Genomic DNA, 22,322 nt, shown 5'->3' with positions numbered 1-22,322 from the left:
TGATAGTGCGGATACCCGTGTGAAAGTAGGTCATCGCCAGGCTCTTATGCCCCAAAACCCCTCGACAGCTATCGCTGCGAGGGGTTTTGTCTTTGGTTTTCCGTGCTGCGATGGCCGGCCAGGCCGGCCGCGACGCGCCGCCGCGAGCCCCTATAGGGTGAGAGTGTCGATTTCATATCGATGATTCTGGTCCGCCTGGACCGCGGTTCAACGCAAGACGGGCGAGCCTGCGGGGCGATCCGCAAAGCACTCACCGCAATGGAAAGTGCTTGACAGCCCCAGCAGGTTGCACCATAATCACAAGTTCTCTGCGGAGAGGTGCCCGAGTGGCTAAAGGGGGCAGACTGTAAATCTGTTGGCTTACGCCTACGCTGGTTCGAATCCAGCCCTCTCCACCAGAATGCAAGACAGCGATCAGGCGAAAGCCCGTGAAGCAGGAAGTAACCGGGCGGGTGTAGCTCAATGGTAGAGCAGAAGCCTTCCAAGCTTACGACGAGGGTTCGATTCCCTTCACCCGCTCCAGGCCTGATCGACAGTCGCAAGAAGTAAGTCAAGATTCGCCCATGTGGCTCAGTGGTAGAGCACTCCCTTGGTAAGGGAGAGGTCGGCAGTTCGATCCTGCCCATGGGCACCATCAATACCCGCACTGGCAATTGCTACCGAGACAGGAGTCGCGACATGGCAAAGGAAAAGTTCGAGCGGACCAAGCCGCACGTGAACGTAGGTACGATTGGTCACGTTGACCATGGCAAGACGACGCTGACGGCAGCAATCGCCACGGTGCTGGCTGCGAAGTTCGGCGGCGCGGCCAAGAAGTACGACGAGATCGACGCAGCGCCGGAAGAGAAGGCACGCGGCATCACGATCAACACCGCGCACGTGGAATACGAGACGGCCAACCGCCACTACGCCCACGTTGACTGCCCGGGCCACGCTGACTATGTGAAGAACATGATCACGGGCGCCGCACAGATGGACGGCGCGATCCTGGTGTGCTCGGCCGCTGACGGCCCGATGCCGCAGACGCGCGAGCACATCCTGCTGGCCCGCCAGGTTGGCGTGCCGTACATCATCGTGTTCCTGAACAAGTGCGACATGGTGGACGACGCCGAGCTGCTCGAGCTGGTGGAAATGGAAGTGCGCGAGCTGCTCTCGAAGTACGACTTCCCGGGCGACGACACGCCGATCGTGAAGGGTTCGGCCAAGCTGGCGCTGGAAGGCGACAAGGGCGACCTGGGCGAAGGCGCGATCATGGCCCTGGCCGACGCACTGGACACGTACATCCCGACGCCGGAGCGCGCCGTTGACGGTACGTTCCTGATGCCGGTGGAAGACGTGTTCTCGATCTCGGGCCGCGGCACCGTGGTGACGGGTCGTATCGAGCGCGGCGTGGTGAAGGTCGGCGAGGAAATCGAAATCGTGGGTATCCGCCCGACGGTGAAGACGACCTGCACGGGCGTGGAAATGTTCCGCAAGCTGCTGGACCAGGGCCAGGCTGGTGACAACGTTGGCCTGCTGCTGCGCGGCACGAAGCGTGAAGACGTGGAACGTGGCCAAGTCCTGTGCAAGCCGGGCTCGATCAAGCCGCACACGCACTTCACGGGCGAGGTGTACATTCTGTCGAAGGACGAAGGTGGCCGTCACACGCCGTTCTTCAACAACTACCGCCCGCAGTTCTATTTCCGTACGACCGACGTGACCGGCTCGATCGAGCTGCCGCAGGACAAGGAAATGGTCATGCCGGGTGACAACGTGTCGATCACCGTCAAGCTGATCGCCCCGATCGCCATGGAAGAAGGCCTGCGCTTCGCTATCCGCGAAGGTGGTCGTACCGTCGGCGCCGGCGTTGTGGCAAAGATCCTCGACTGATCTTCAGTCGAACTGGCGGGCGCGATACCAACCGGTCGCGTTCGTCTGCCAGGGGGTTGGCTTCGGCTGACCCCACAGTTGTTTTAGGGGTATAGCTCAACTGGCAGAGCGTCGGTCTCCAAAACCGAAGGTTGGGGGTTCGATTCCCTCTGCCCCTGCCAAATCAATCAGCCGCGTCGCGAGGAAGACTCGTGACGCGGCTTAGTCTCGTTTGCGAAACATGGCTAATCCCAATGTCGAAACCGTAGGCGCCTCGAGCGGCAAGTGGATGCTCGTCGCCGCTGTGCTCCTGGTTGTTGCCGGAGTCATCGGTTTCTACGCGCTGGCCCAGCAGCCCTCCTACGTGCGCGGCGCCGCGCTGTTCGCGGGTCTCGCCCTCGGTGTCGTGGTGGCGCTGGTCTCCGCGCCGGGCAAGGACTTTGTGGGATTTGCCCGTGAATCGTACCGGGAAGTTCGCAAGGTCGTCTGGCCGACGCGCAAGGAAGCCGGACAAATGACGGGTCTCGTCTTTGTCTTCGTGGTCGTCATGGCGTTGTTCCTGTGGTCGGCTGACAAGCTCATCGAGTGGGTAATCTTCTCGCTCGTGCTGGGCTGGAAATAAGAGGTAGACATGACGGATAACGCTCAGCAGGAAACCACGGCATCGGAATCGCCTTCGTCGAAGAAGCGCTGGTACGTGGTGCACGCCTACTCCGGCATGGAAAAGAGCGTGCAGCGCGCGCTGCAGGAGCGCATCGAGCGCGCCGAGATGCAGGACAAGTTTGGCCGCATCCTCGTGCCGTCTGAAGAAGTCGTGGAAATCAAGGGCGGACACAAGTCCGTGACGGAACGCCGCTTCTTCCCCGGCTACGTGCTGGTCGAGATGGAAATGACCGACGAGACGTGGCACCTGGTGAAGAACACCAGCAAGGTCACCGGTTTCGTGGGTGGGGCGCGTAACCGCCCGAGTCCGATTTCCCAGCGGGAAGTGGACAAGATCATGACCCAGATGCAGGAAGGGGTCGAGAAGCCGCGCCCCAAGACGCTGTTCGAGGTGGGCGAAATGGTGCGCGTGAAGGACGGCCCGTTCACCGACTTCAACGGCAACGTCGAGGAAGTGAACTACGAAAAGTCGCGCCTGCGCGTGACGGTCACGATCTTCGGGCGCGCAACGCCGGTCGAGCTCGAGTTCGGCCAGGTCGAGAAGGTTTAAGGATTTCGGCTGCCGGTGCCCGCAAGGGACCGGCAACCAGAATAGGGTCGGCCAAGGCCGGCCCGAAGAGGAGCGTGAGGCCATGCTGGCATGGCGATAGCGCGTTACGACTCAACAGGATCTGATTCCCGCATGTGGGACAGGTCCGGATTGGAGTAGAAATGGCCAAGAAGATCATTGGCTTTATCAAGCTGCAGATTCCGGCTGGTAAGGCAAATCCCTCCCCGCCCGTTGGTCCCGCACTGGGTCAGCGTGGTCTGAACATCATGGAGTTCTGCAAGGCGTTCAACGCCCAGACCCAGGGTATGGAACCCGGTCTGCCGGTGCCGGTGGTGATTACCGCCTTCGCCGACAAGAGCTTCACGTTCGTGATGAAGTCGCCCCCGGCGACCGTGCTGATCAAGAAGGCAGCGGGCATCACCAAGGGTTCGCCGAAGCCCCATACCGACAAGGTTGGCAAGATCACCCGCGCCCAGGCTGAAGAAATCGCCAAGGCCAAGAACGCTGACCTCACCGCCGCCGACCTCGACGCCGCCGTGCGTACGATCGCTGGTTCGGCGCGTTCGATGGGCATCACCGTGGAGGGTCTGTAAATGGCTAAGGTTTCCAAGCGCGTCGCCGCCAACAAGGCGAAGATCGAGCGTACCAAGTTCTACCCGATCGACGAGGCCCTGGGCCTGGTGAAGAGCTGCGCCTCGGCGAAGTTCGACGAGTCGATCGACGTGTCCGTGCAACTGGGCATCGACGCAAAGAAGTCGGACCAGGTTGTGCGTGGCTCCGTGGTGCTGCCCGCCGGTACCGGCAAGTCGGTCCGCGTGGCCGTGTTCGCCCAGGGCGATAAGGCCGAGGCCGCCAAGGCTGCCGGTGCTGACGTGGTTGGCATGGAAGACCTGGCCGAGCAAGTCAAGGCTGGTAACCTGAACTTCGACGTCGTGATCGCCTCGCCGGACACGATGCGTATCGTCGGTACGCTGGGCCAGATCCTCGGCCCGCGCGGCCTGATGCCGAACCCGAAGGTTGGCACCGTGACGCCGGACGTGGCCCAGGCCGTGAAGAACGCCAAGGCTGGCCAGGTTCAGTTCCGTGTCGACAAGGCCGGTATCATCCACGCCACCATCGGCCGTCGCTCGTTCGACGACGCCGCGCTGAAGAGCAACCTGAGCGCCCTGCTGGACGCCCTGGTCAAGTCGAAGCCGGCCACGAGCAAGGGTGTGTACCTGCGCAAGATCGCCGTGTCGTCCACGATGGGCGTTGGCGTGCGCGTCGAACAGACCTCGCTGTCGGCCTGAGCTGACGGCAACCACCTGGCTGGAACCCGATAACGCCCGCCAGGGCAGGAATTGAAGATCGCGGCGCTGCCGCGGTCGGCTCCACCGCCGGTTCGGCGAGGGAGCAAGGCTTTGGGCAGTGGCATCGGCCCCGCGTGTGACGCAGGGCAGGTGCCGCTGGTTATCAAAGACCGCTGGTGTTCATGCCGCTCCGGCAGCGTGGACTTAATCGGTCGGCCCTTGCGGAGTTCGCTCCGATGGCTGCCGGCCCGCCAGCGCAGATGGCGCACCCGAAGGGATTGATGACGCCGGGCTTGCCCCGGGGGATTCGGGCCAATCGGACGCCGTTCGTTTGGACTGATGTGTTTGAGCCGGTCTCCGGCGCAACCGCATCGTTTTGGAGCTTAACCGTGCCACTTAATATTGAAGATAAGAAGGCCGTCGTTGCTGAGGTTTCGGCGCAAGTCGCCAAGGCCCAGACCATCGTCGTGGCCGAATATCGCGGCATTACGGTTGGCGATCTGACCAAGCTGCGTTCCACCGCTCGTCAGCAAGGCGTGTACCTGCGTGTTCTGAAGAACACGCTGGCCCGTCGTGCCGTCGAAGGTACGCCGTTTGCAGGCCTCGCAGAGCAGATGACCGGCCCGCTGATCTACGGTATTTCCGAAGATGCAGTGTCGTCGGCCAAGGTTCTGAACGACTTTGCCAAGACCAACGACAAGCTGGTCCTGCGCGCAGGGTCGTACAACGGCAACGTTCTCGATGCTGGCGCCGTCAAGGCCCTGGCTTCGATCCCGAGCCGTGACGAACTGATTGCTCAGCTGCTGGGCGTGATGCAGGCACCGGTGTCGGGCTTCGCCCGCCTGCTGGCCGCCGTCGCCGCCAAGAAGGCCGAAGGCGCTCCCGCGGAAGCGGAAGCCCCGGCTGCCTGAGCTGCCGCATAAGACAGATCGCAATACCGATCCTGAATCAAATCTAGTAGGAGTATTTCAAATGGCAATCACCAAAGACGACATCCTCGAAGCCGTAGGCTCGATGTCCGTGATGGAACTGAACGACCTGGTCAAGGCGTTCGAAGAGAAGTTTGGCGTGTCGGCTGCTGCCATGGCTGTGGCTGCTGCCCCGGGCGCTGGCGGTGCTGCTGCCGCTGAAGAACAGACCGAGTTCAACGTGATCCTGGCCGAAGTTGGCGCCAACAAGGTTGGCGTGATCAAGGCCGTTCGCGAAATCACCGGCCTGGGCCTGAAGGAAGCCAAGGACCTGGTCGATGGCGCACCGAAGCCCGTCAAGGAAGGCGTGGACAAGGCTGCTGCTGCCGACGCCAAGAAGAAGCTGGAAGACGCTGGCGCCAAGGTCGACGTCAAGTAAGTGGTACCTCGCGTGCCCCGTGGCACGCGGATGGGGCTGGCAAAGGGAATTTCCCGGCGCCAGCCTTTTTGCGCTTCTGTGGGGTGTGTTTGAAGCGGCACCCGAGGGCGTAAAGACCGTCCGGCAGGGCGGGTAATGTGAAGTAAGCTATGCTTGGCGGCGCGAAATCGATTCGCTGCCTCAGCAGAGGCCAAACATCAGTGGCACACTAGGTGGTTGCTGATGTTTGTCTTCTGAACCGACTGCAGAAGACAAGTTTGGTCGGGTGTCCCCCGGACGTGTGCAGGCATTGCGCCGTGCAATGACCACACCGTCCGCAGCGTGCGGGCACCGTCAGCCAGAGGTTGGTAGCGGCCAACCGCCAAATCCCCTCCCAGTCGCTGAACACCTCAGGTGACGGCCAGGTCCAGCCGTTCCTGCGATGATTCGGAGATCCCATGGCGTACAGCTTCACCGAAAAGAAGCGCATTCGCAAATCGTTTGCGAAGCGTGCTACGGTTCATCAGGTTCCATTCCTGCTTGCCACACAGATTGAATCCTACACCCAGTTTTTGCAAGCGGAAACGCCGACCGCGCGTCGCAAGAGCGAGGGTCTTCAAGCCGCTTTCAACGCAATCTTCCCGATCTCCTCGCACAACGGGCTTGCCCGGATGGAGTTCGTCTCGTACCACCTGTCCAACCCGCCGTTCGACGTCAAGGAATGCCAGCAGCGTGGCCTGACGTTCCACTCGGCGCTGCGTGCCAAGGTTCGCCTGATCATCAACGATCGCGAGAACCCGGGCAAGGTCAAGGAAGTGAAGGAGCAGGAAGTCTACATGGGCGAAATCCCGCTCATGACGTCGACCGGTTCTTTCGTGATTAACGGCACCGAGCGTGTGATCGTTAGCCAGCTGCACCGTTCGCCGGGCGTGTTCTTCGAGCACGACAAGGGCAAGACGCACAGCTCGGGCAAGCTGCTGTTCTCGGCACGGATCATCCCGTACCGTGGCTCGTGGCTCGACTTCGAATTCGACCCGAAGGACATCCTGTACTTCCGTGTGGACCGCCGCCGCAAGATGCCGGTGACGATCCTGCTGAAGTCGATCGGCCTGACGCCGGAGCAGATCCTGGCGCACTTCTTCGTGTTCGACAACTTCATGCTGCAGGGCGAAGGCGCACAACTGGAGTTCGTGCCCGAGCGCCTGCGCGGTGAAGTCGCGCGCTTCGACATCGCCGACAAGAACGGCCGCGTCGTGGTGGAGAAGGACAAGCGTATCAACGCCAAGCACATCCGCGACCTGGATTCCGCCGGCACGAAGCTGATCAGCGTGCCCGAGGACTACCTGCTGGGCCGCGTGCTGGCCAAGAACATCATCGATCCGGATACCGGTGAAGTGATCGCCAACGCCAACGACGAGCTGACCGAGACGCTGCTGGAAAACCTGCGCGAAGCGGGCGTCAAGAATATCCAGACGCTGTACACGAACGACCTGGACCAGGGTCCGTACATCTCGCAGACGCTGCGTGCCGACGATACCGCCGACCAGACGGCCGCGCGTATCGCCATCTACCGCATGATGCGCCCGGGCGAGCCGCCCACCGAGGACGCCGTGGAAGCGCTGTTCCAGCGCCTGTTCTACAGCGAGGAATCGTACGATCTGTCGCGCGTTGGCCGCATGAAGGTCAACAGCCGCCTGTCGCGCCCGAGCGGCGAGGGCAGCATGGTGCTGCAGGACGAGGACATCCTCGAGACGATCAAGATCCTGGTGAACCTGCGTAACGGCAAGGGCGAGGTCGATGACATCGATCACCTGGGCAATCGTCGCGTGCGTTGCGTGGGCGAACTGGCCGAAAACCAGTTCCGCGCCGGTCTGTCGCGCGTGGAGCGCGCCGTCAAGGAACGTCTGGGCCAGGCAGAGACCGAGAACCTGATGCCGCACGACCTGATCAACTCGAAGCCGATTTCGTCGGCGATTCGCGAGTTCTTCGGTTCGTCGCAGCTGTCGCAGTTCATGGACCAGACCAACCCGCTGTCGGAAATCACCCACAAGCGCCGCGTTTCGGCCCTTGGCCCGGGTGGTCTGACGCGCGAGCGCGCCGGCTTTGAAGTCCGCGACGTGCACCCGACCCACTACGGCCGCGTGTGCCCGATCGAAACGCCGGAAGGCCCGAACATCGGCCTGATCAACTCGCTGGCACTGTATGCCCGCCTGAACGAGTACGGCTTCCTGGAAACGCCGTACCGCAAGGTGGAAAACAGCAAGCTGACCGACCAGGTGGACTACCTGTCGGCCATCGAGGAAGGCAAGTACGTGGTGGCGCAGGCCAACGCGACCGTCGACGCCGACGGCAACCTGACCGACGAACTGGTGTCGTCGCGTGAAGGTTCCGAGCGTGAGACGCGCATGGTCACGCCGGACCGCGTGCAGTACATCGACGTGGCGCCGTCGCAGATCGTGTCGGCGGCAGCCTCGCTGGTGCCGTTCCTCGAGCACGATGATGCGAACCGTGCACTGATGGGCGCGAACATGCAGCGTCAGGCCGTGCCTTGCCTGCGTCCGGACAAGCCGCTGGTCGGTACCGGCGTCGAGCGCACCGTGGCCGTTGACTCGGGTACGGCCGTGCAGGCGATGCGTGGCGGCGTGGTGGACTACGTCGACGCGATGCGCGTGGTGATCCGTGTGAACGACGACGAAGCCGTGGCCGGCGAAGTTGGCGTGGACATCTACAACCTGATCAAGTACACGCGTTCGAACCAGAACACCAACATCAACCAGCGTCCGATGGTGAAGGTTGGCGATATCGTTGCCCGCAACGACGTGATCGCCGACGGCGCCTCGACCGACCTGGGCGAGCTGGCGCTGGGCCAGAACATGCTGGTGGCGTTCATGCCGTGGAACGGCTACAACTTCGAGGATTCGATCCTGATCTCGGAGCGTGTGGTGGCCGAAGACCGCTATACCTCGATCCACATCGAGGAACTGTCGGTCGTTGCGCGCGACACCAAGCTGGGACCGGAAGAAATCACGCGCGACATCTCGAACCTGGCCGAAGCGCAACTGGCGCGTCTGGACGAGTCGGGCATCACGTACATCGGCGCCGAAGTGGAAGCCGGCGACGTGCTGGTGGGCAAGGTCACGCCGAAGGGCGAAACCCAGCTGACGCCGGAAGAGAAGCTGCTGCGCGCGATCTTCGGCGAGAAGGCTTCGGACGTGAAGGATACGTCGCTGCGCGTGCCGTCGGGCATGAGCGGCATCGTGATCGACGTGCAGGTCTTCACCCGTGAAGGCGTGACGCGCGACAAGCGCGCCCAGTCGATCATCGATGACGAACTGAAGCGCTACCGCCTGGACCTGAACGACCAGCTGCGTATCGTGGAAGGCGATGCATTCCAGCGTCTGGAACGCCTGCTGCTCGACAAGACCGTCAACGGCGGTCCGAAGAAGCTGGCCAAGGGCGCCAAGCTGACGAAGGAATACCTGGCCGACCTGGACAAGTACCACTGGTTCGACATCCGTCCGGCTGACGAGGAAGTGGCTGCCCAGCTGGAAGCCGTCAAGGAAGCCATCGAGCAGAAGCGCCACGAGTTCGACCTGGCCTTCGAAGAGAAGCGCAAGAAGCTGACGCAGGGCGACGAACTGCCGCCGGGCGTGATCAAGATGGTCAAGGTGTACCTGGCCGTCAAGCGCCGCTTGCAGCCGGGCGACAAGATGGCCGGCCGTCACGGTAACAAGGGTGTGGTGTCGAAGATCGTGCCGATCGAAGACATGCCGTACATGGCCGACGGTACGCCGGCGGACATCGTGCTGAACCCGCTGGGCGTGCCGTCGCGGATGAACGTGGGCCAGATTCTGGAAACCCACCTGGGCTGGGCCGCACGCGGTCTGGGCCAGCGCATCGGCGACATGCTCAAGGCCAACGTCAAGGCGCAGGAACTCCGCAAGCTGCTCGCGCAGATCTACAACGAGAGCGGCAAGCCGGAAGACCTCGACAGCCTCAGCGACGCCGAAGTGCTGGAACTGGCCACCAACCTGAAGAAGGGTGTGCCGTTCGCCACGCCGGTGTTCGATGGTGCGCACGAAGACGAAATCCGCCGCATGCTGGACCTCGCCTACCCGGACGAGGTGGCACGCGAGAAGGGCCTGACGGCATCGAAGCAGCAGGTCACGCTGCACGACGGCCGCACGGGCGAGGCGTTCGAGCGTCCGGTCACGCTGGGTGTGATGCACATGCTGAAGCTGCATCACCTGGTCGACGACAAGATGCACGCACGTTCGACCGGCCCGTACTCGCTGGTGACGCAGCAACCGCTGGGCGGCAAGGCCCAGTTCGGTGGCCAGCGTTTCGGTGAGATGGAAGTGTGGGCACTGGAAGCCTACGGCGCGTCGTACGTGCTGCAGGAAATGCTGACGGTCAAGTCCGATGACGTGAACGGCCGTACCAAGGTGTACGAGAACATCGTCAAGGGCGAGCACTCGATCGACGCCGGCATGCCGGAATCGTTCAACGTGCTGGTGAAGGAAATCCGCTCGCTGGGTATCGATATCGACCTGGATCGCTACTGATCCGGATCGGACGGGGAGGCGGCCACGGCGGCCTCCCACCAGTGCAGGTTTCCCACAGGATTGAATGCCGCCGTACCGGACAGACTCCGGCCCGGCGGCGAAACAAGGAGTTGCAATGAAAGCATTGCTCGATCTCTTTAAGCAGGTTCAGCAGGAAGAGCAGTTCGACGCGATCAAGATCGGCCTGGCCTCGCCCGAGAAGATCCGTTCGTGGTCGTACGGTGAAGTGAAGAAGCCGGAAACGATCAACTACCGTACGTTCAAGCCGGAACGCGACGGCCTGTTCTGCGCCAAGATCTTTGGCCCGATCAAGGACTACGAGTGCCTGTGCGGCAAGTACAAGCGCCTGAAGCACCGTGGCGTGATCTGCGAGAAGTGCGGCGTCGAAGTGACGCTGGCCAAGGTGCGCCGCGAGCGCATGGGCCACATCGAACTGGCCGCGCCGACCGCGCACATCTGGTTCCTGAAGTCGCTGCCGTCGCGTCTGGGCATGGTCCTGGACATGACGCTGCGCGACATCGAGCGCGTGCTGTACTTCGAGGCATTCGTGGTGCTCGAACCCGGCATGACCCCGCTCAAGAAGAGCCAGATCATGTCGGAAGACGACTACATCGCGAAGTGCGATGAGTACGGCGAAGGCGAATTCGTGGCAATGATGGGTGCCGAGGGCATCCGTGAACTGCTGCGCGGCATCGACATCGAGAAGCAGATCGAACAGATCCGCGCCGAGCTGCAGGCCACGGGTTCCGAAGCCAAGATCAAGAAGTTCGCCAAGCGCCTGAAGGTGCTCGAGGCGTTCCAGCGTTCGGGCATCAAGCCGGAATGGATGATCCTGGAAGTGCTGCCGGTGCTGCCGCCCGAACTGCGTCCGCTGGTTCCGCTCGATGGCGGCCGTTTCGCCACGTCGGACCTGAATGACCTGTATCGCCGCGTCATCAACCGTAACAACCGTCTGAAGCGCCTGCTGGAGCTGAAGGCCCCTGAAATCATCGTGCGCAACGAAAAGCGCATGCTGCAGGAAGCCGTCGACTCGCTGCTGGACAACGGTCGTCGCGGCAAGGCCATGACGGGCGCCAACAAGCGTCCGCTGAAGTCCCTGGCCGAAATGATCAAGGGCAAGGGCGGCCGTTTCCGTCAGAACCTGCTGGGCAAGCGCGTGGACTACTCGGGCCGTTCGGTCATCGTGGTGGGCCCGACGCTGAAGCTGCACCAGTGCGGCCTGCCGAAGCTGATGGCGCTCGAGCTGTTCAAGCCGTTCATCTTCCACAAGCTGGAAACGATGGGCATCGCCACCACGATCAAGGCGGCGAAGAAGGAAGTGGAAAGCCAGACGCCGGTGGTGTGGGACATCCTCGAAGAGGTGATCCGCGAGCACCCGGTGATGCTGAACCGCGCGCCGACGCTGCACCGCCTGGGTATCCAGGCGTTCGAGCCGGTGCTGATCGAAGGCAAGGCCATCCAGCTGCACCCGCTGGTCTGCGCGGCGTTCAACGCCGACTTCGACGGTGACCAGATGGCCGTCCACGTTCCGCTGTCGCTCGAAGCGCAGATGGAAGCCCGTACGCTGATGCTGGCGTCGAACAACGTGCTGTTCCCGGCCAACGGCGATCCGTCGATCGTGCCGTCGCAGGACGTTGTGCTGGGTCTGTACTACACGACCCGCGACAAGATCAACGGCAAGGGTGAAGGCATGACGTTCGCCGACATCAGCGAAGTCATCCGCGCCTACGAGAACAAGGAAGTCGAACTCGCTTCGCGCGTGAACGTGCGGATCACCGAGTACGTGCTGGTGGACAAGGACGCCGAGGGCGACGCACGCTTTGCCCCGAAGATCACGCTGCAGGCCACCACGGTCGGCCGCGCGATCCTGTCCGAGATCCTGCCGAAGGGCCTGCCTTTCTCGGTGCTGAACAAGCCGCTGAAGAAGAAGGAAATCTCGCGCCTGATCAACACCGCGTTCCGCAAGTGCGGCCTGCGCGAGACGGTGATCTTTGCTGACAAGCTGCTGCAGTCGGGCTTCCGCCTGGCTACGCGCGCCGGTATCTCGATCGCCATCGACGACATGCTGGTGCCGCCGCAGAAGGAGAAGATCATCTCCGACGCGGCCGCCAAGGTGAAGGAATACGACAAGCAGTACATGTCGGGTCTGGTGACGGACCAGGAACGTTACAACAACGTCGTGGACATCTGGGGCGCCGCCGGCGACCAGGTGGGCAAGGCGATGATGGAACAGCTCCAGCACGAAGACGTGGTCGATCGCACCGGTGCGACGGTCAAGCAGGAATCGTTCAACTCGATCTACATGATGGCGGACTCGGGTGCTCGCGGTAGCGCGGCACAGATTCGTCAGCTGGCGGGTATGCGCGGCCTGATGGCCAAGCCGGACGGCTCGATCATTGAAACGCCGATTACGGCGAACTTCCGTGAAGGCCTGAACGTTCTGCAGTACTTCATCTCGACCCACGGTGCACGTAAGGGTCTGGCCGATACGGCACTGAAGACCGCGAACTCGGGTTACCTGACGCGTCGTCTGGTCGACGTGACGCAGGATCTGGTCGTGGTGGAAGATGATTGCGGCACCTCCAACGGCGTGGCCATGAAGGCCCTGGTCGAAGGCGGTGAAGTGATCGAAGCCCTGCGCGACCGTATCCTGGGCCGTGTGACGGTGGCGGATGTCGTGAATCCTGAGACCCAGGAAACGGCGATCGAAACCGGTACGCTGCTGGACGAAGACCTGGTCGACCTGATCGACAGCATCGGCGTGGACGAAGTCAAGGTTCGCACGCCGCTGGCCTGCGACACGCGCTACGGCCTGTGCGCCAAGTGCTATGGCCGCGACCTGGGCCGTGGCGTGCTGGTGAACTCGGGCGAAGCAGTGGGTGTGATCGCCGCGCAGTCGATTGGTGAGCCGGGTACCCAGCTGACCATGCGTACGTTCCACATCGGTGGTGCGGCATCGCGTGCGGCAGTGGCATCGAGCGTGGAAGCCAAGGCCACCGGTACGGTGCGCTTCACGGCGACCATGCGTTACGTGACGAACGCCAAGGGCGAACTGATCGTGATCTCGCGTTCGGGCGAGGCACTGATCACGGACGACCACGGCCGCGAGCGCGAGCGCCACAAGATCCCGTACGGCGCCACGCTGCTGGTGCAGGACGGCCAGGCCATCAAGGCTGGCACGCAACTGGCCACGTGGGACGCACTGACTCGTCCGATCGTTTCCGAGTACTCGGGCACGATCAAGTTCGAGAACGTGGAAGAAGGCGTGACCGTCGCCAAGCAGATGGACGAAGTCACGGGCCTGTCGACCCTCGTGGTGATCGATGCCAAGCGCCGTACGGCCGCCACCAAGGGCCTGCGCCCGCAGGTGCGGCTGCTCGACGCGAACAACCAGGAAGTGAAGCTCCCGGGCACGGACCACTCCGTGACCATCGGCTTCCAGGTGGGCGCGCTGATTACCGTGAAGGACGGTCAGCAGGTACACGTGGGTGAAGTGCTGGCACGTATCCCGACCGAATCGCAGAAGACCCGCGACATTACCGGTGGTCTGCCGCGTGTGGCCGAGCTGTTCGAAGCCCGTTCGCCGAAGGACGCCGCCGTGCTGGCGGAAGTCACCGGTACGGTGTCGTTCGGCAAGGACACGAAGGGCAAGCAGCGCCTGGTGATCACGGACCTGGACGGCAACGCCCACGAGTTCCTGATTGCGAAGGAAAAGCAGGTGCTGGTGCACGATGGCCAGGTGGTGAACAAGGGCGAAATGATCGTGGAAGGTCCGGCGGACCCGCACGACATCCTGCGCCTGAAGGGCATCGAGGAACTGGCGCACTACATCGTGGACGAAGTGCAGGACGTGTACCGTCTGCAGGGCGTGAAGATCAACGACAAGCACATCGAAGTGATTGTTCGTCAGATGCTGCGCCGCGTGCAGATCGCCGACGTGGGCGACACCAAGTTCATCCCGGGTGAACAGGTGGAGCGTTCGGAACTGCTCGACGAGAACGACCGCGTGATCGCCGAAGGAAAGCGTCCGGCCGTGCACGACAACCTGCTGCTCGGTATCACCAAGGCGTCGCTGTCCACCGACAGCTTCATCTCGGCGGCATCGTTCCAGGAAACGACGCGCGTGCTGACCGAAGCCGCGATCATGGGCAAGACCGACGACCTGCGTGGTCTGAAGGAAAACGTGATCGTCGGCCGTCTGATCCCGGCCGGTACCGGCCTGGCCTACCACCGTGCCCGCAAGGCACGCGAGGCTTCGGAGCGCGAACGCGCCCAGGCGATCTCGGACGAAGAGCAATCGCTCTTCATCGAGCCGCCGGTGGTGCAGGCGACCGAGGGTGACGGCGACGCGGTCTGATCGCGTTTCAGTGCCTTTCAGCAGTAACGGAAAACCCGGCTCTTCGAGCCGGGTTTTTTTTCGTCCCTAGCCCGAGACGCACTGGGCACCGCGTGCGCTCGTCACGGTTTGGCGCGAGTCAATACCAACGTCAGGCGATGGCGCTATCGTGAAGGGTCCTACATCGGACCGGCTTGCGCCGGGTCGGATCATGTCCCCGTCTTCCCGTTCTTCTTCACCACCGATTGCGCGGCTCTTCGTTGGCCTGATCGTGGCAATCGGCACCGCAGGACCCGCCGCCGCGGCCGAAGATGTCTGGCTCGAACCCTCCACGACGGCGGCGCCGGTCCTGCTTGACGAACAACGCCGCAGCTTCGAGCAGCACTACGACTGCGCCGCAGGGAAGGGCAACGCCGCAACATGCGCCCGACTCGAAGACGAGGCCCGCCAGCACCAGACAGACGCGCTACGCCGCAGCACCGCGCCGGCTGCCATGCCGCCGCCGGTGCCTCCACCCGGTCATCCCGATGCTTGGCCGGAGCGTGGCATTCCTCTGCCGGGAGGGAGATAGGGAGTCCGTTGCGTCTGAAAAAGCTGCGACTTGCTTGGTTTGGCCGGCCCGCTCCTGATCTGACGCAACAATCCACCGGGCATCCATACCCATCAATGGAAGGCATCCATCCCCTGTACTCGCCCCTCCTGAAGAACAGACTGGCGGTATTGCCACGTTGACGCGCGGCGTTTGTCACAGGGGGTTTGGGAATGATTGCGAGAGGAATGACGGTCGGCCTGCTGGCGGCCGTCTCAACCATGGCCACGGCGATGGACGCCGAGTCCATCAAGCGTGCGGATGCGCTCTATCAGGCCAATTGCGCGGTCTGCCACTCGGCTAGCCGCGGTGGATACGTCGGGCCGGCGCTGCACAAGGATCGGCTGGTTCAGAGCGAGGCCGCGCTGCGCGGCACGATCATGACTGGCATTCCGGACACGTTGATGCCGCCGTTCCATGCGCGGATGTCGGACCCCGATATCCGGCTGGTGTCGCAGTACATCAAGTCGCAGCCGGTTGGTTCGCCGCCGTGGTCGATGGAGCAGACGCGCGCCAGTCTCGAAGTACTGGTCGACGAATCTACGCTGCCGTCGAAGCCCACGTACAAGATCGATTCCGTCTATGACCTGATGGCGGTCATGGCGCGCGGCCGGTATGGCAGCGGGGCTGCGGGCGACAATGCCCGGACTGTCTTCCTGAACGGCAAGACGCACGAGGTGGTTGGCGAAATCGCCACGCCGATGGCGCCGCACATCCTCGACTTCAGTCCGGTGGATCCGCGCTGGGGATGGTTGAAGAGCGACGACGGCCATGTGTACAAGATCGACCTGTACTCGCTCAAGATCACGCGCAAGGTGAAGACCGGGCTGACCGGCCCGGGGATCGCACTGTCCAACGATGGCAAGTGGCTGGCAGCCAGTTCGTTCGTTCCGAACCAGGTGGTCATTCTGAAGGCCGACACGCTGGAGCCGGTGAAGCACCTGAAGCTGGAGGGGAAGGACCCGGACGGCAAGTTCATCCAGTCGGCCGGCGGGCCGGTGATTGGCAGCCGGATCAACAACAAGTTCGCGCTGACGCTGCGGCAGGCGGGACAGATCTGGATCATCGATCCCGACCGCGAAGGCATGCCCGTCACGAAGCTCGAAAACGTCGGGCGCATGCTGCACGACACGTTCCTGACGCCGGACGGCCGGTATTCGATGGTGGCCTCGTATGGCGACAACAAGATCGTGGCGATCGACTTCAAGGAGGACAAGGTCGCACGGGACATTCCGGCCGGGTGCCAGCCGCATGTGGGCTCCGGCGCGGTGACGCCGGTGGGCGGCCGCATGCTCGCCTTCGGCACCAACATCGGCCAGTGCGATCTGGGCGATGTGGTCACGGTCTGGGATACGCGCGACTTCTCGGTGGTGAAGAACGTCAAGGTGGCAGGGCCGACGGAGTCGCCGGCGGCGCACCCGGACGCACCGTACGTGGCGGTCGATATCGTCACCAAGGACAAGAAGGCGTCGCAGATCCAGTTGATCGACAAGCAGACGCTGGAGGTGGCGCACACCCTTGATGCCGGCGGTCACGCGTTCTTCCCCGAGTACACCCGGGATGGGCGGTTCCTCTACGTCAGCGCCGGCTACTACGGCGACCGGCTGCGCGTGTACGACAGCAAGACGCTGAAACTCGTGGCGGAGCAGAAGATGGAGAGCCCGGCGGGCATCTTCTCCCGCGCGCGTACCCAATGGATCTCGGTTGGCCTGCCGCCGACCCGCAAGCATTGAGCGGAGGACAAGACAATGAACCGGTTCCCACTGATCAGGTTGATGGGCGCTCTGGCATGCGTGCTGGCCAGCGGGGGTGCGCAGGCGGTCTCGTCTGGCGCACCCCCTCAGAAACTGAGCGATGGCGTGGCGGCACTGCTGCCGATGTGTGCCGCCTGCCACGGCATCGATGGCGTCAGCAGTATCGGGCTGTATCCGAACCTGGCGGGGCAGAAGCCCGAGTACGTTGCCAAGCAACTGCGCGATTTCAAGTCGGGCCAGCGCAGCGATGCCGTCATGCGGCCGATGGCGGAGCCGCTGAGCGACGACATGATCGAAGCCTTGTCGCGCCACTTCGGCACCATGAAGCCGCCGCGGTGACCGCTGCTTCAGCAGCCGCCCTCTGCCGACGCGGAGAGCGGCTCCTGCCGACCTGAAGGAACCGCGAGCCGCAAACGTGACATTGCTTCCCTGATCTGCGCCACGGACAGGCTCGCGTAGCCGAACAGCAGGATGTGCCGCCCTGCGGCGGGAACGTGCCCGCAGGCGGACTCCGATAACGGATAGAGCCGGACGCCGCACGCCAGCGCGCGGGTGGCGGTGACCGCTGCATCAGGGCCGTCGTCAGGCAGATGAAGCGCCAGATGCATGCCAGTACTGGCGCCGGAAATCACACACGATTCGCCCCAGATTGCCCGCAGGCCGTCGAGCAGGGTATCGCGTTGTGCGCGGTAGCGCTGCCGCAGCCGGTAGAGGTGGCGGCTGTAGTCGCCGTACTCGAATAGCCGCGCCAGCACGGCCTGCTCAAGCCAGGGGCAGCCATGGTTCAGCAGCCCCTTGCGTTGGGCGATGGCGTTGACGAGCCAGGGCGGGCACACCATGAAGCCGAGCCGCAGCCCCGGGCCGAGGGCCTTGGAAAACGATCCCACGTAGACCACCCGCGATGGATCGAGCGCCATCAGCGGGGGCAGCGGGGCGCTGTCGTAGGCGAAGTCGCCGTCGTAGTCGTCCTCCACGATGCACGCTCCGGTTCGTGCGGCCCATTCGAGCAGCGCGCGCCGGCGGGACATCGATAGCGGATGGCCGAGCGGATACTGGTGCGAGGGCGTGGTGTAGGCCAGCGCGGTGGACTCGGCGGGCAAGGCGTCGGTGCGCATTCCCTCGGCATCGACCGGCACGGCTACCTGAATGGCCTGTGCGAACTGCGGCAGGTTGCAGAAGCCCGCGTAGCCGGGGGCCTCCATCACGACCCGGTCGCCCGGGTGCACCAGTTGCGCGGCAAGCAGGTGCAAGGCCTCCTGCACGCCGGCAACGACGACGATCTGCGTGGGATCCGCCGCCAGCGCGCGCGTGGCGGCGAGGTAATCGGCAATCTGCACGCGCAGGCCCCACAGGCCCTCGGGCGCGGTGTAGTCGCTGATGGCATGTGCCATCTGACGCAGCAGCGGTCCGGAAAGGGCTGCCCAGCGGCGTGCCGGAAACGCGTCGGGCGCGGGACGGCCAATCTTGAAGTCGAAGCAGACCGGACGGCTTGGCGGCACGGCATGTACGCCGGATGGCATCATCGGGCGCTCCACGCGGCAGGGGTTCGTGGCCGCGCCGAGGCCGATCGATGGCGGTGGCGCGCAGGCGCGGGGAATTTCCTCGGCCACGTAGAAGCCACGTCCCGGTTCACCGCGCAGCAGGCCGGCGTCGGTCAGCCCTTCATAGGCGTTCACCACGGTGTTGCGGGAGACGCCCAGCATGGCAACCAGGCACGCGATGGACGGCAATCGGTCGCCCGGTTGCAGGCTGCCGGAGACGACCAGCCTCTCTACCTGGCGGATGATCTGGCGGGTGAACGGCTCCGAGCCATCGCGGGCGATGGCGATCGGCAGGGAAAAGGAATGGCGCTGCATCTTGTGAGGGGTTTGTGCCGGCCCCGCGCCTGCATGCGCTGCCAGCGCGGACTTTTGGCTCATCCTAGGCCGGCCCGGGCGCAGCGATCTTGTGCTGGGGCAAAACAGGCGCGGTGCGTGCCGCGCCGCGTCTGATTTTCGGCATGTGCGCGACATTGAGGCGGCCGCATGCGGTCCTCCTTCGTCCGCAGTGGTATGGTTACGCCTTTCCCGGCCTTACGAGTACCGTTTTCGCATGTCGCGCGCCCTGGCGATCCTCAAAGAAGTCTTCGGCTACCACGCCTTCCGTGGCCGGCAGGCGGAGATCATCGACCACGTGGCCGAAGGTGGCGACTGCCTGGTGCTGATGCCCACCGGCGGCGGCAAATCGCTCTGCTATCAGATTCCCGCGCTGCTGCGCCACCAGGCGGGGCACGGTGTAGGCATCGTCGTTTCGCCACTTATCGCGCTGATGCAGGATCAGGTCGCGGCGCTGACCGAGGCCGGCGTACGAGCGGCGGTGCTCAATTCCACATTGAGCGGCAGCGAGGCCTCGGCGGTGGAGCGCGACTTGCTGGCCGGCCGGCTTGATGTGCTCTACGTGGCGCCCGAGCGGCTCATGACGCCGCGTTTCCTCGATCTGCTCGACCGCGCCCACGTGGGCCTGTTCGCCATCGACGAGGCGCACTGTGTGTCGCAGTGGGGGCATGACTTCCGGCCGGAATACATCCAGCTGTCGGTGCTGCATGAGCGTTTTCCGAATGTACCCAGGATTGCGCTGACTGCCACGGCCGACGCCCTGACGCGCAACGAGATCGTCGAGCGCCTGGCGCTGGACGATGCACGGGTCTTCATTTCGAGCTTCGACCGGCCCAATATCCGCTACCGGATCGTCGAGAAGGACAACGCCCGCCAGCAGCTGCTGGCCTTCATCAAGGCCGAGCACATGAACGGCGAGGGCGGGCATGACAGCGGTATCGTGTATTGCCTGTCGCGCAAGAAGGTCGAGGACACCGCCGCCTGGCTGGTCAGCCACGGCATCAAGGCGCTGGGTTATCACGCCGGGATGGATGCCGAAGTGCGCCAGCGCCATCAGGCGCGCTTCCGCGAGGAAGAAGGCATCGTGATGGTGGCGACGATCGCCTTCGGCATGGGGATCGACAAGCCAGATGTCCGCTTCGTGGCGCACCTGGACCTGCCCAAGAGCATGGAAGGCTATTACCAGGAAACCGGCCGCGCCGGCCGCGACGGCTTGCCGGCCAATGCCTGGATGGCCTACGGCCTGGGCGACGTGGTGCAGCAGAAGCGGATGATCGACGAATCCGAGGCCGATGATGCGCACAAGCGCGTGTCGTCGTCCAAGCTCGACGCGCTGCTGGGTTTGTGCGAGACGGCGGGATGCCGCCGCGTCCGCATCCTGGCGTATTTCGAGGAAACGTCCGAGCCGTGCGGCAACTGCGATACCTGCCTGGAGCCGCCTGCCACCTGGGACGGCACGCGCGAGGCGCAGATGGCGCTGTCGTGCGTGTACCGGACCGCGCAGGCCAGCCGGGTCCATTTCGGCGCGACCCACCTGATCGACGTGCTGCGCGGCAACGCGAGCGAGAAGATCCGGCAGTGGGGGCACGACAAGGTATCGACGTTCGGCATCGGCAAGGATATGTCGGTCAGCGAGTGGCACGCCGTGTTTCGCCAGCTGATCGCCCATGGGCTGCTGGTGATCGACCACGGCGGCCATGGTGCGCTGCTGCTCGGCGAGGCGGCGCGCGACGTGCTCAAGGGGGCACGTTCGATCACGCTGCGGCGCCAGGTCAGCAAGCCGGCCAAGTCGGGCGATCGCGCGGGGAAGGGCGCCCGTACCGACCATACCGCCACCATGGACGCCGACACGCTGGCCAACTGGGAAGCCCTGCGCCGCTGGCGCACGGCAGCCGCCAAGGAGCATGGCGTGCCGGCATACGTGATCTTCCACGATGCCACGCTCGCCGAACTGGCGCGCAGCGGCCCGGAATCGCTCGACGAACTGGCCGAAGTGCCGGGCATCGGCGCCTCGAAACTCGAGCGCTACGGCGACGAGATCCTCGAGACCCTCAGAGGGGTTTGAGGGGGACAGGGGGCTCCGCGTATACGTCGCGTATACCCCTTGACCGTTGCCACAGCCACTGCTAGAGTGCCAGATTCGAGTTTTTGGCTTCGGATTTCGCTCGTCCGTCAGTCGAGTGGTGCTTCAGGCGCCCGGCAGGCAGGACGACAGCGGGATCCCGGCGAGCTCGCGCTCTTTGGCAAGTCTGTCACTTCACAGCCCTTCCTCCAGAGCGTTCGCTCACCTTTCCCGCCCAAAACCCGTTGTTGCCTCTTGGCCAGTTGCGCTGGCGGAGAGGTGTTTTTGTGTAAAACCAAGCTGGATTGAACAATGCCAACTATCAACCAACTGGTTCGCAAGCCGCGTGTCTCTGAAGTCATCAAGAGCAAGAGCCCGGCGCTTGAGAACTGCCCCCAGCGTCGCGGCGTGTGCACCCGTGTGTACACCACGACGCCGAAGAAGCCGAACTCGGCACTGCGTAAGGTCGCCAAGGTGCGCCTGACCAACGGTTTCGAAGTCATTTCGTATATCGGCGGTGAAGGCCACAACCTGCAGGAACACTCGGTCGTGCTGATCCGCGGCGGCCGTGTGAAGGATCTGCCGGGTGTGCGTTACCACATCGTCCGTGGTTCGCTGGATCTGCAAGGCGTGAAGGACCGCAAGCAGGCCCGTTCGAAGTACGGTGCGAAGCGTCCGAAGGCTGCCTAAGCTTCAGCGCTGCAAGCAATATCCGATGGCCCTGGCGCAAGTCATGGCGCTGTCACCAGGCGGCGGTACAACGGAGCGTTTTTCGCGCCGTGCCGTCGAGTAAGTGGTCACCCGGCGAATTTGCCCAAGCGATTGGCAAGCTAGTTGGTGGCCGGAGAGTGGGACGCAGCAGTCCGCCTCTCAACTGAATCTAAAGGAAAGAAGATGCCACGTCGTCGTGAAGTCCCCAAGCGGGATGTTTTGCCTGATCCGAAGTTCGGTAACGTTGAAGTTGCCAAGTTCATGAACGTCCTGATGCTGGACGGCAAGAAGTCGGTTGCCGAGCGTATCGTGTACGGCGCGTTCGACCAGATCGAAAAGAAGGCAGGCAAGGCCCCCATCGAAGTGTTCTCCGTTGCGATCAACAACGTGAAGCCGGTGGTGGAAGTGAAGAGCCGTCGCGTGGGCGGCGCCAACTATCAGGTTCCGGTCGAAGTCCGTCCGTCGCGTCGTTTGGCATTGGCGATGCGTTGGCTGCGCGAGGCCGCGAAGAAACGCAGCGAGAAGTCGATGGCGCTGCGCCTGGCAGGTGAGCTGATGGAAGCTGCAGAAGGCCGCGGTGGCGCAATGAAGAAGCGCGACGAAGTGCACCGCATGGCCGAAGCCAACAAGGCGTTCTCGCATTTCCGCTTCTAAAGCGCGCGAAAAACACTGTTGGTTGCCGGGCGGGTTGTGTTTTTACACAATTCGCCCGTTTGTGTTAGGGGCGCAGCGCATGAGATTCCTGCGCCTCACAG

At 63.5% G+C, this 22,322-nt stretch carries 16 protein-coding genes and 4 tRNA genes; 18 read left to right on the top strand and 2 right to left on the bottom strand.

All coding sequences use genetic code 11. The features are described 5' to 3' along the window. Positions 1–312: 312 nt before the first annotated feature. The 13 genes from EV147_RS21175 to rpoC all read left to right on the top strand — a co-directional run bounded on the left by EV147_RS21175 (position 313) and on the right by rpoC (position 14,598). Positions 313–398: transfer RNA gene (locus EV147_RS21175), tRNA-Tyr, on the top strand. Positions 399–448: 50 nt separating this feature from the next. Next, positions 449–522: transfer RNA gene (locus tag EV147_RS21170), tRNA-Gly, on the top strand. Positions 523–559: 37 nt separating this feature from the next. Continuing rightward, positions 560–634, top strand: a tRNA-Thr gene (locus tag EV147_RS21165). A 44-nt stretch (positions 635–678) separates the two neighbouring features. Then, entirely contained in the window at positions 679–1,869 is a 1,191-nt protein-coding gene (gene tuf, locus EV147_RS21160; protein ID WP_130393153.1) for an elongation factor Tu, read from the top strand. 85 nt (positions 1,870–1,954) lie between these two features. Further along, positions 1,955–2,030 (top strand) — tRNA-Trp (locus EV147_RS21155). Between the two features lie 59 nt (positions 2,031–2,089). Continuing rightward, positions 2,090–2,470 carry a preprotein translocase subunit SecE gene (gene secE, locus EV147_RS21150; protein WP_130393162.1) on the top strand — a complete coding sequence of 127 codons (381 nt, stop codon included), beginning with the start codon at positions 2,090–2,092 and terminating at the stop codon, positions 2,468–2,470. 9 nt (positions 2,471–2,479) lie between these two features. Continuing rightward, complete coding sequence (gene nusG / locus EV147_RS21145) at positions 2,480–3,061, top strand: transcription termination/antitermination protein NusG (RefSeq protein ID WP_130393161.1); 582 nt, start codon at positions 2,480–2,482, stop codon at positions 3,059–3,061. A gap of 161 nt (positions 3,062–3,222) precedes the next feature. Then, the gene (gene rplK, locus EV147_RS21140) at positions 3,223–3,654 is read left to right on the top strand and encodes a 50S ribosomal protein L11 (RefSeq protein WP_010810467.1); all 432 of its coding nucleotides are present in this window, start codon (positions 3,223–3,225) and stop codon (positions 3,652–3,654) included. Continuing rightward, the gene (gene rplA / locus EV147_RS21135; RefSeq protein WP_130393160.1) at positions 3,655–4,350 is read left to right on the top strand and encodes a 50S ribosomal protein L1; all 696 of its coding nucleotides are present in this window, start codon (positions 3,655–3,657) and stop codon (positions 4,348–4,350) included. A gap of 389 nt (positions 4,351–4,739) precedes the next feature. Then, the gene (rplJ, locus tag EV147_RS21130) at positions 4,740–5,261 is read left to right on the top strand and encodes a 50S ribosomal protein L10 (RefSeq protein ID WP_130393182.1); all 522 of its coding nucleotides are present in this window, start codon (positions 4,740–4,742) and stop codon (positions 5,259–5,261) included. Between the two features lie 61 nt (positions 5,262–5,322). Continuing rightward, positions 5,323–5,697 carry a 50S ribosomal protein L7/L12 gene (gene rplL, locus EV147_RS21125; protein ID WP_130393159.1) on the top strand — a complete coding sequence of 125 codons (375 nt, stop codon included), beginning with the start codon at positions 5,323–5,325 and terminating at the stop codon, positions 5,695–5,697. A gap of 437 nt (positions 5,698–6,134) precedes the next feature. After that, positions 6,135–10,241 (top strand): DNA-directed RNA polymerase subunit beta, encoded by a 4,107-nt coding sequence (rpoB, locus tag EV147_RS21120; protein ID WP_130393158.1) that lies wholly within the window; start codon positions 6,135–6,137, stop codon positions 10,239–10,241. Between the two features lie 115 nt (positions 10,242–10,356). Continuing rightward, complete coding sequence (gene rpoC / locus EV147_RS21115) at positions 10,357–14,598, top strand: DNA-directed RNA polymerase subunit beta' (RefSeq protein WP_130393157.1); 4,242 nt, start codon at positions 10,357–10,359, stop codon at positions 14,596–14,598. 214 nt (positions 14,599–14,812) lie between these two features. On the opposite strand, the gene EV147_RS26015 is transcribed toward rpoC, so the two are convergent. Beyond that, positions 14,813–14,962, bottom strand: a complete 150-nt coding sequence (locus tag EV147_RS26015; protein ID WP_157994716.1) for a hypothetical protein — start codon at positions 14,960–14,962, stop codon at positions 14,813–14,815. 377 nt (positions 14,963–15,339) lie between these two features. Between EV147_RS26015 and EV147_RS21110 the strand changes: the two genes are divergently transcribed. Next, positions 15,340–16,899: a nitrite reductase gene (locus tag EV147_RS21110; protein ID WP_235844893.1), complete on the top strand. Its 1,560-nt coding sequence runs from the start codon at positions 15,340–15,342 to the stop codon at positions 16,897–16,899. A 15-nt stretch (positions 16,900–16,914) separates the two neighbouring features. Continuing rightward, a complete protein-coding gene (locus EV147_RS21105; RefSeq protein WP_235844892.1) occupies positions 16,915–17,259 on the top strand; it encodes a c-type cytochrome in 345 nt (114 codons plus the stop codon). Positions 17,260–17,267: 8 nt separating this feature from the next. On the opposite strand, the gene pdxR is transcribed toward EV147_RS21105, so the two are convergent. Next, a complete protein-coding gene (pdxR, locus tag EV147_RS21100; protein ID WP_130393156.1) occupies positions 17,268–18,776 on the bottom strand; it encodes a MocR-like pyridoxine biosynthesis transcription factor PdxR in 1,509 nt (502 codons plus the stop codon). A 235-nt stretch (positions 18,777–19,011) separates the two neighbouring features. Between pdxR and recQ the strand changes: the two genes are divergently transcribed. The 3 genes from recQ (at position 19,012) to rpsG (ending at position 22,221) form a co-directional block, all read left to right on the top strand. After that, positions 19,012–20,859 (top strand): DNA helicase RecQ, encoded by a 1,848-nt coding sequence (gene recQ / locus EV147_RS21095; protein WP_130393155.1) that lies wholly within the window; start codon positions 19,012–19,014, stop codon positions 20,857–20,859. A 309-nt stretch (positions 20,860–21,168) separates the two neighbouring features. Continuing rightward, the gene (rpsL, locus tag EV147_RS21090) at positions 21,169–21,546 is read left to right on the top strand and encodes a 30S ribosomal protein S12 (RefSeq protein ID WP_006576501.1); all 378 of its coding nucleotides are present in this window, start codon (positions 21,169–21,171) and stop codon (positions 21,544–21,546) included. A 204-nt stretch (positions 21,547–21,750) separates the two neighbouring features. Beyond that, entirely contained in the window at positions 21,751–22,221 is a 471-nt protein-coding gene (gene rpsG / locus EV147_RS21085) for a 30S ribosomal protein S7 (protein ID WP_066734316.1), read from the top strand. The last annotated feature ends 101 nt before the right edge of the window (positions 22,222–22,322 follow it).

This window comes from Cupriavidus agavae (genome assembly GCF_004217045.1).
In the GTDB taxonomy this organism is placed as follows: Bacteria; Pseudomonadota; Gammaproteobacteria; order Burkholderiales; family Burkholderiaceae; genus Cupriavidus; species Cupriavidus agavae.
This window is presented reverse-complemented; position numbering and strand designations above follow the sequence as displayed.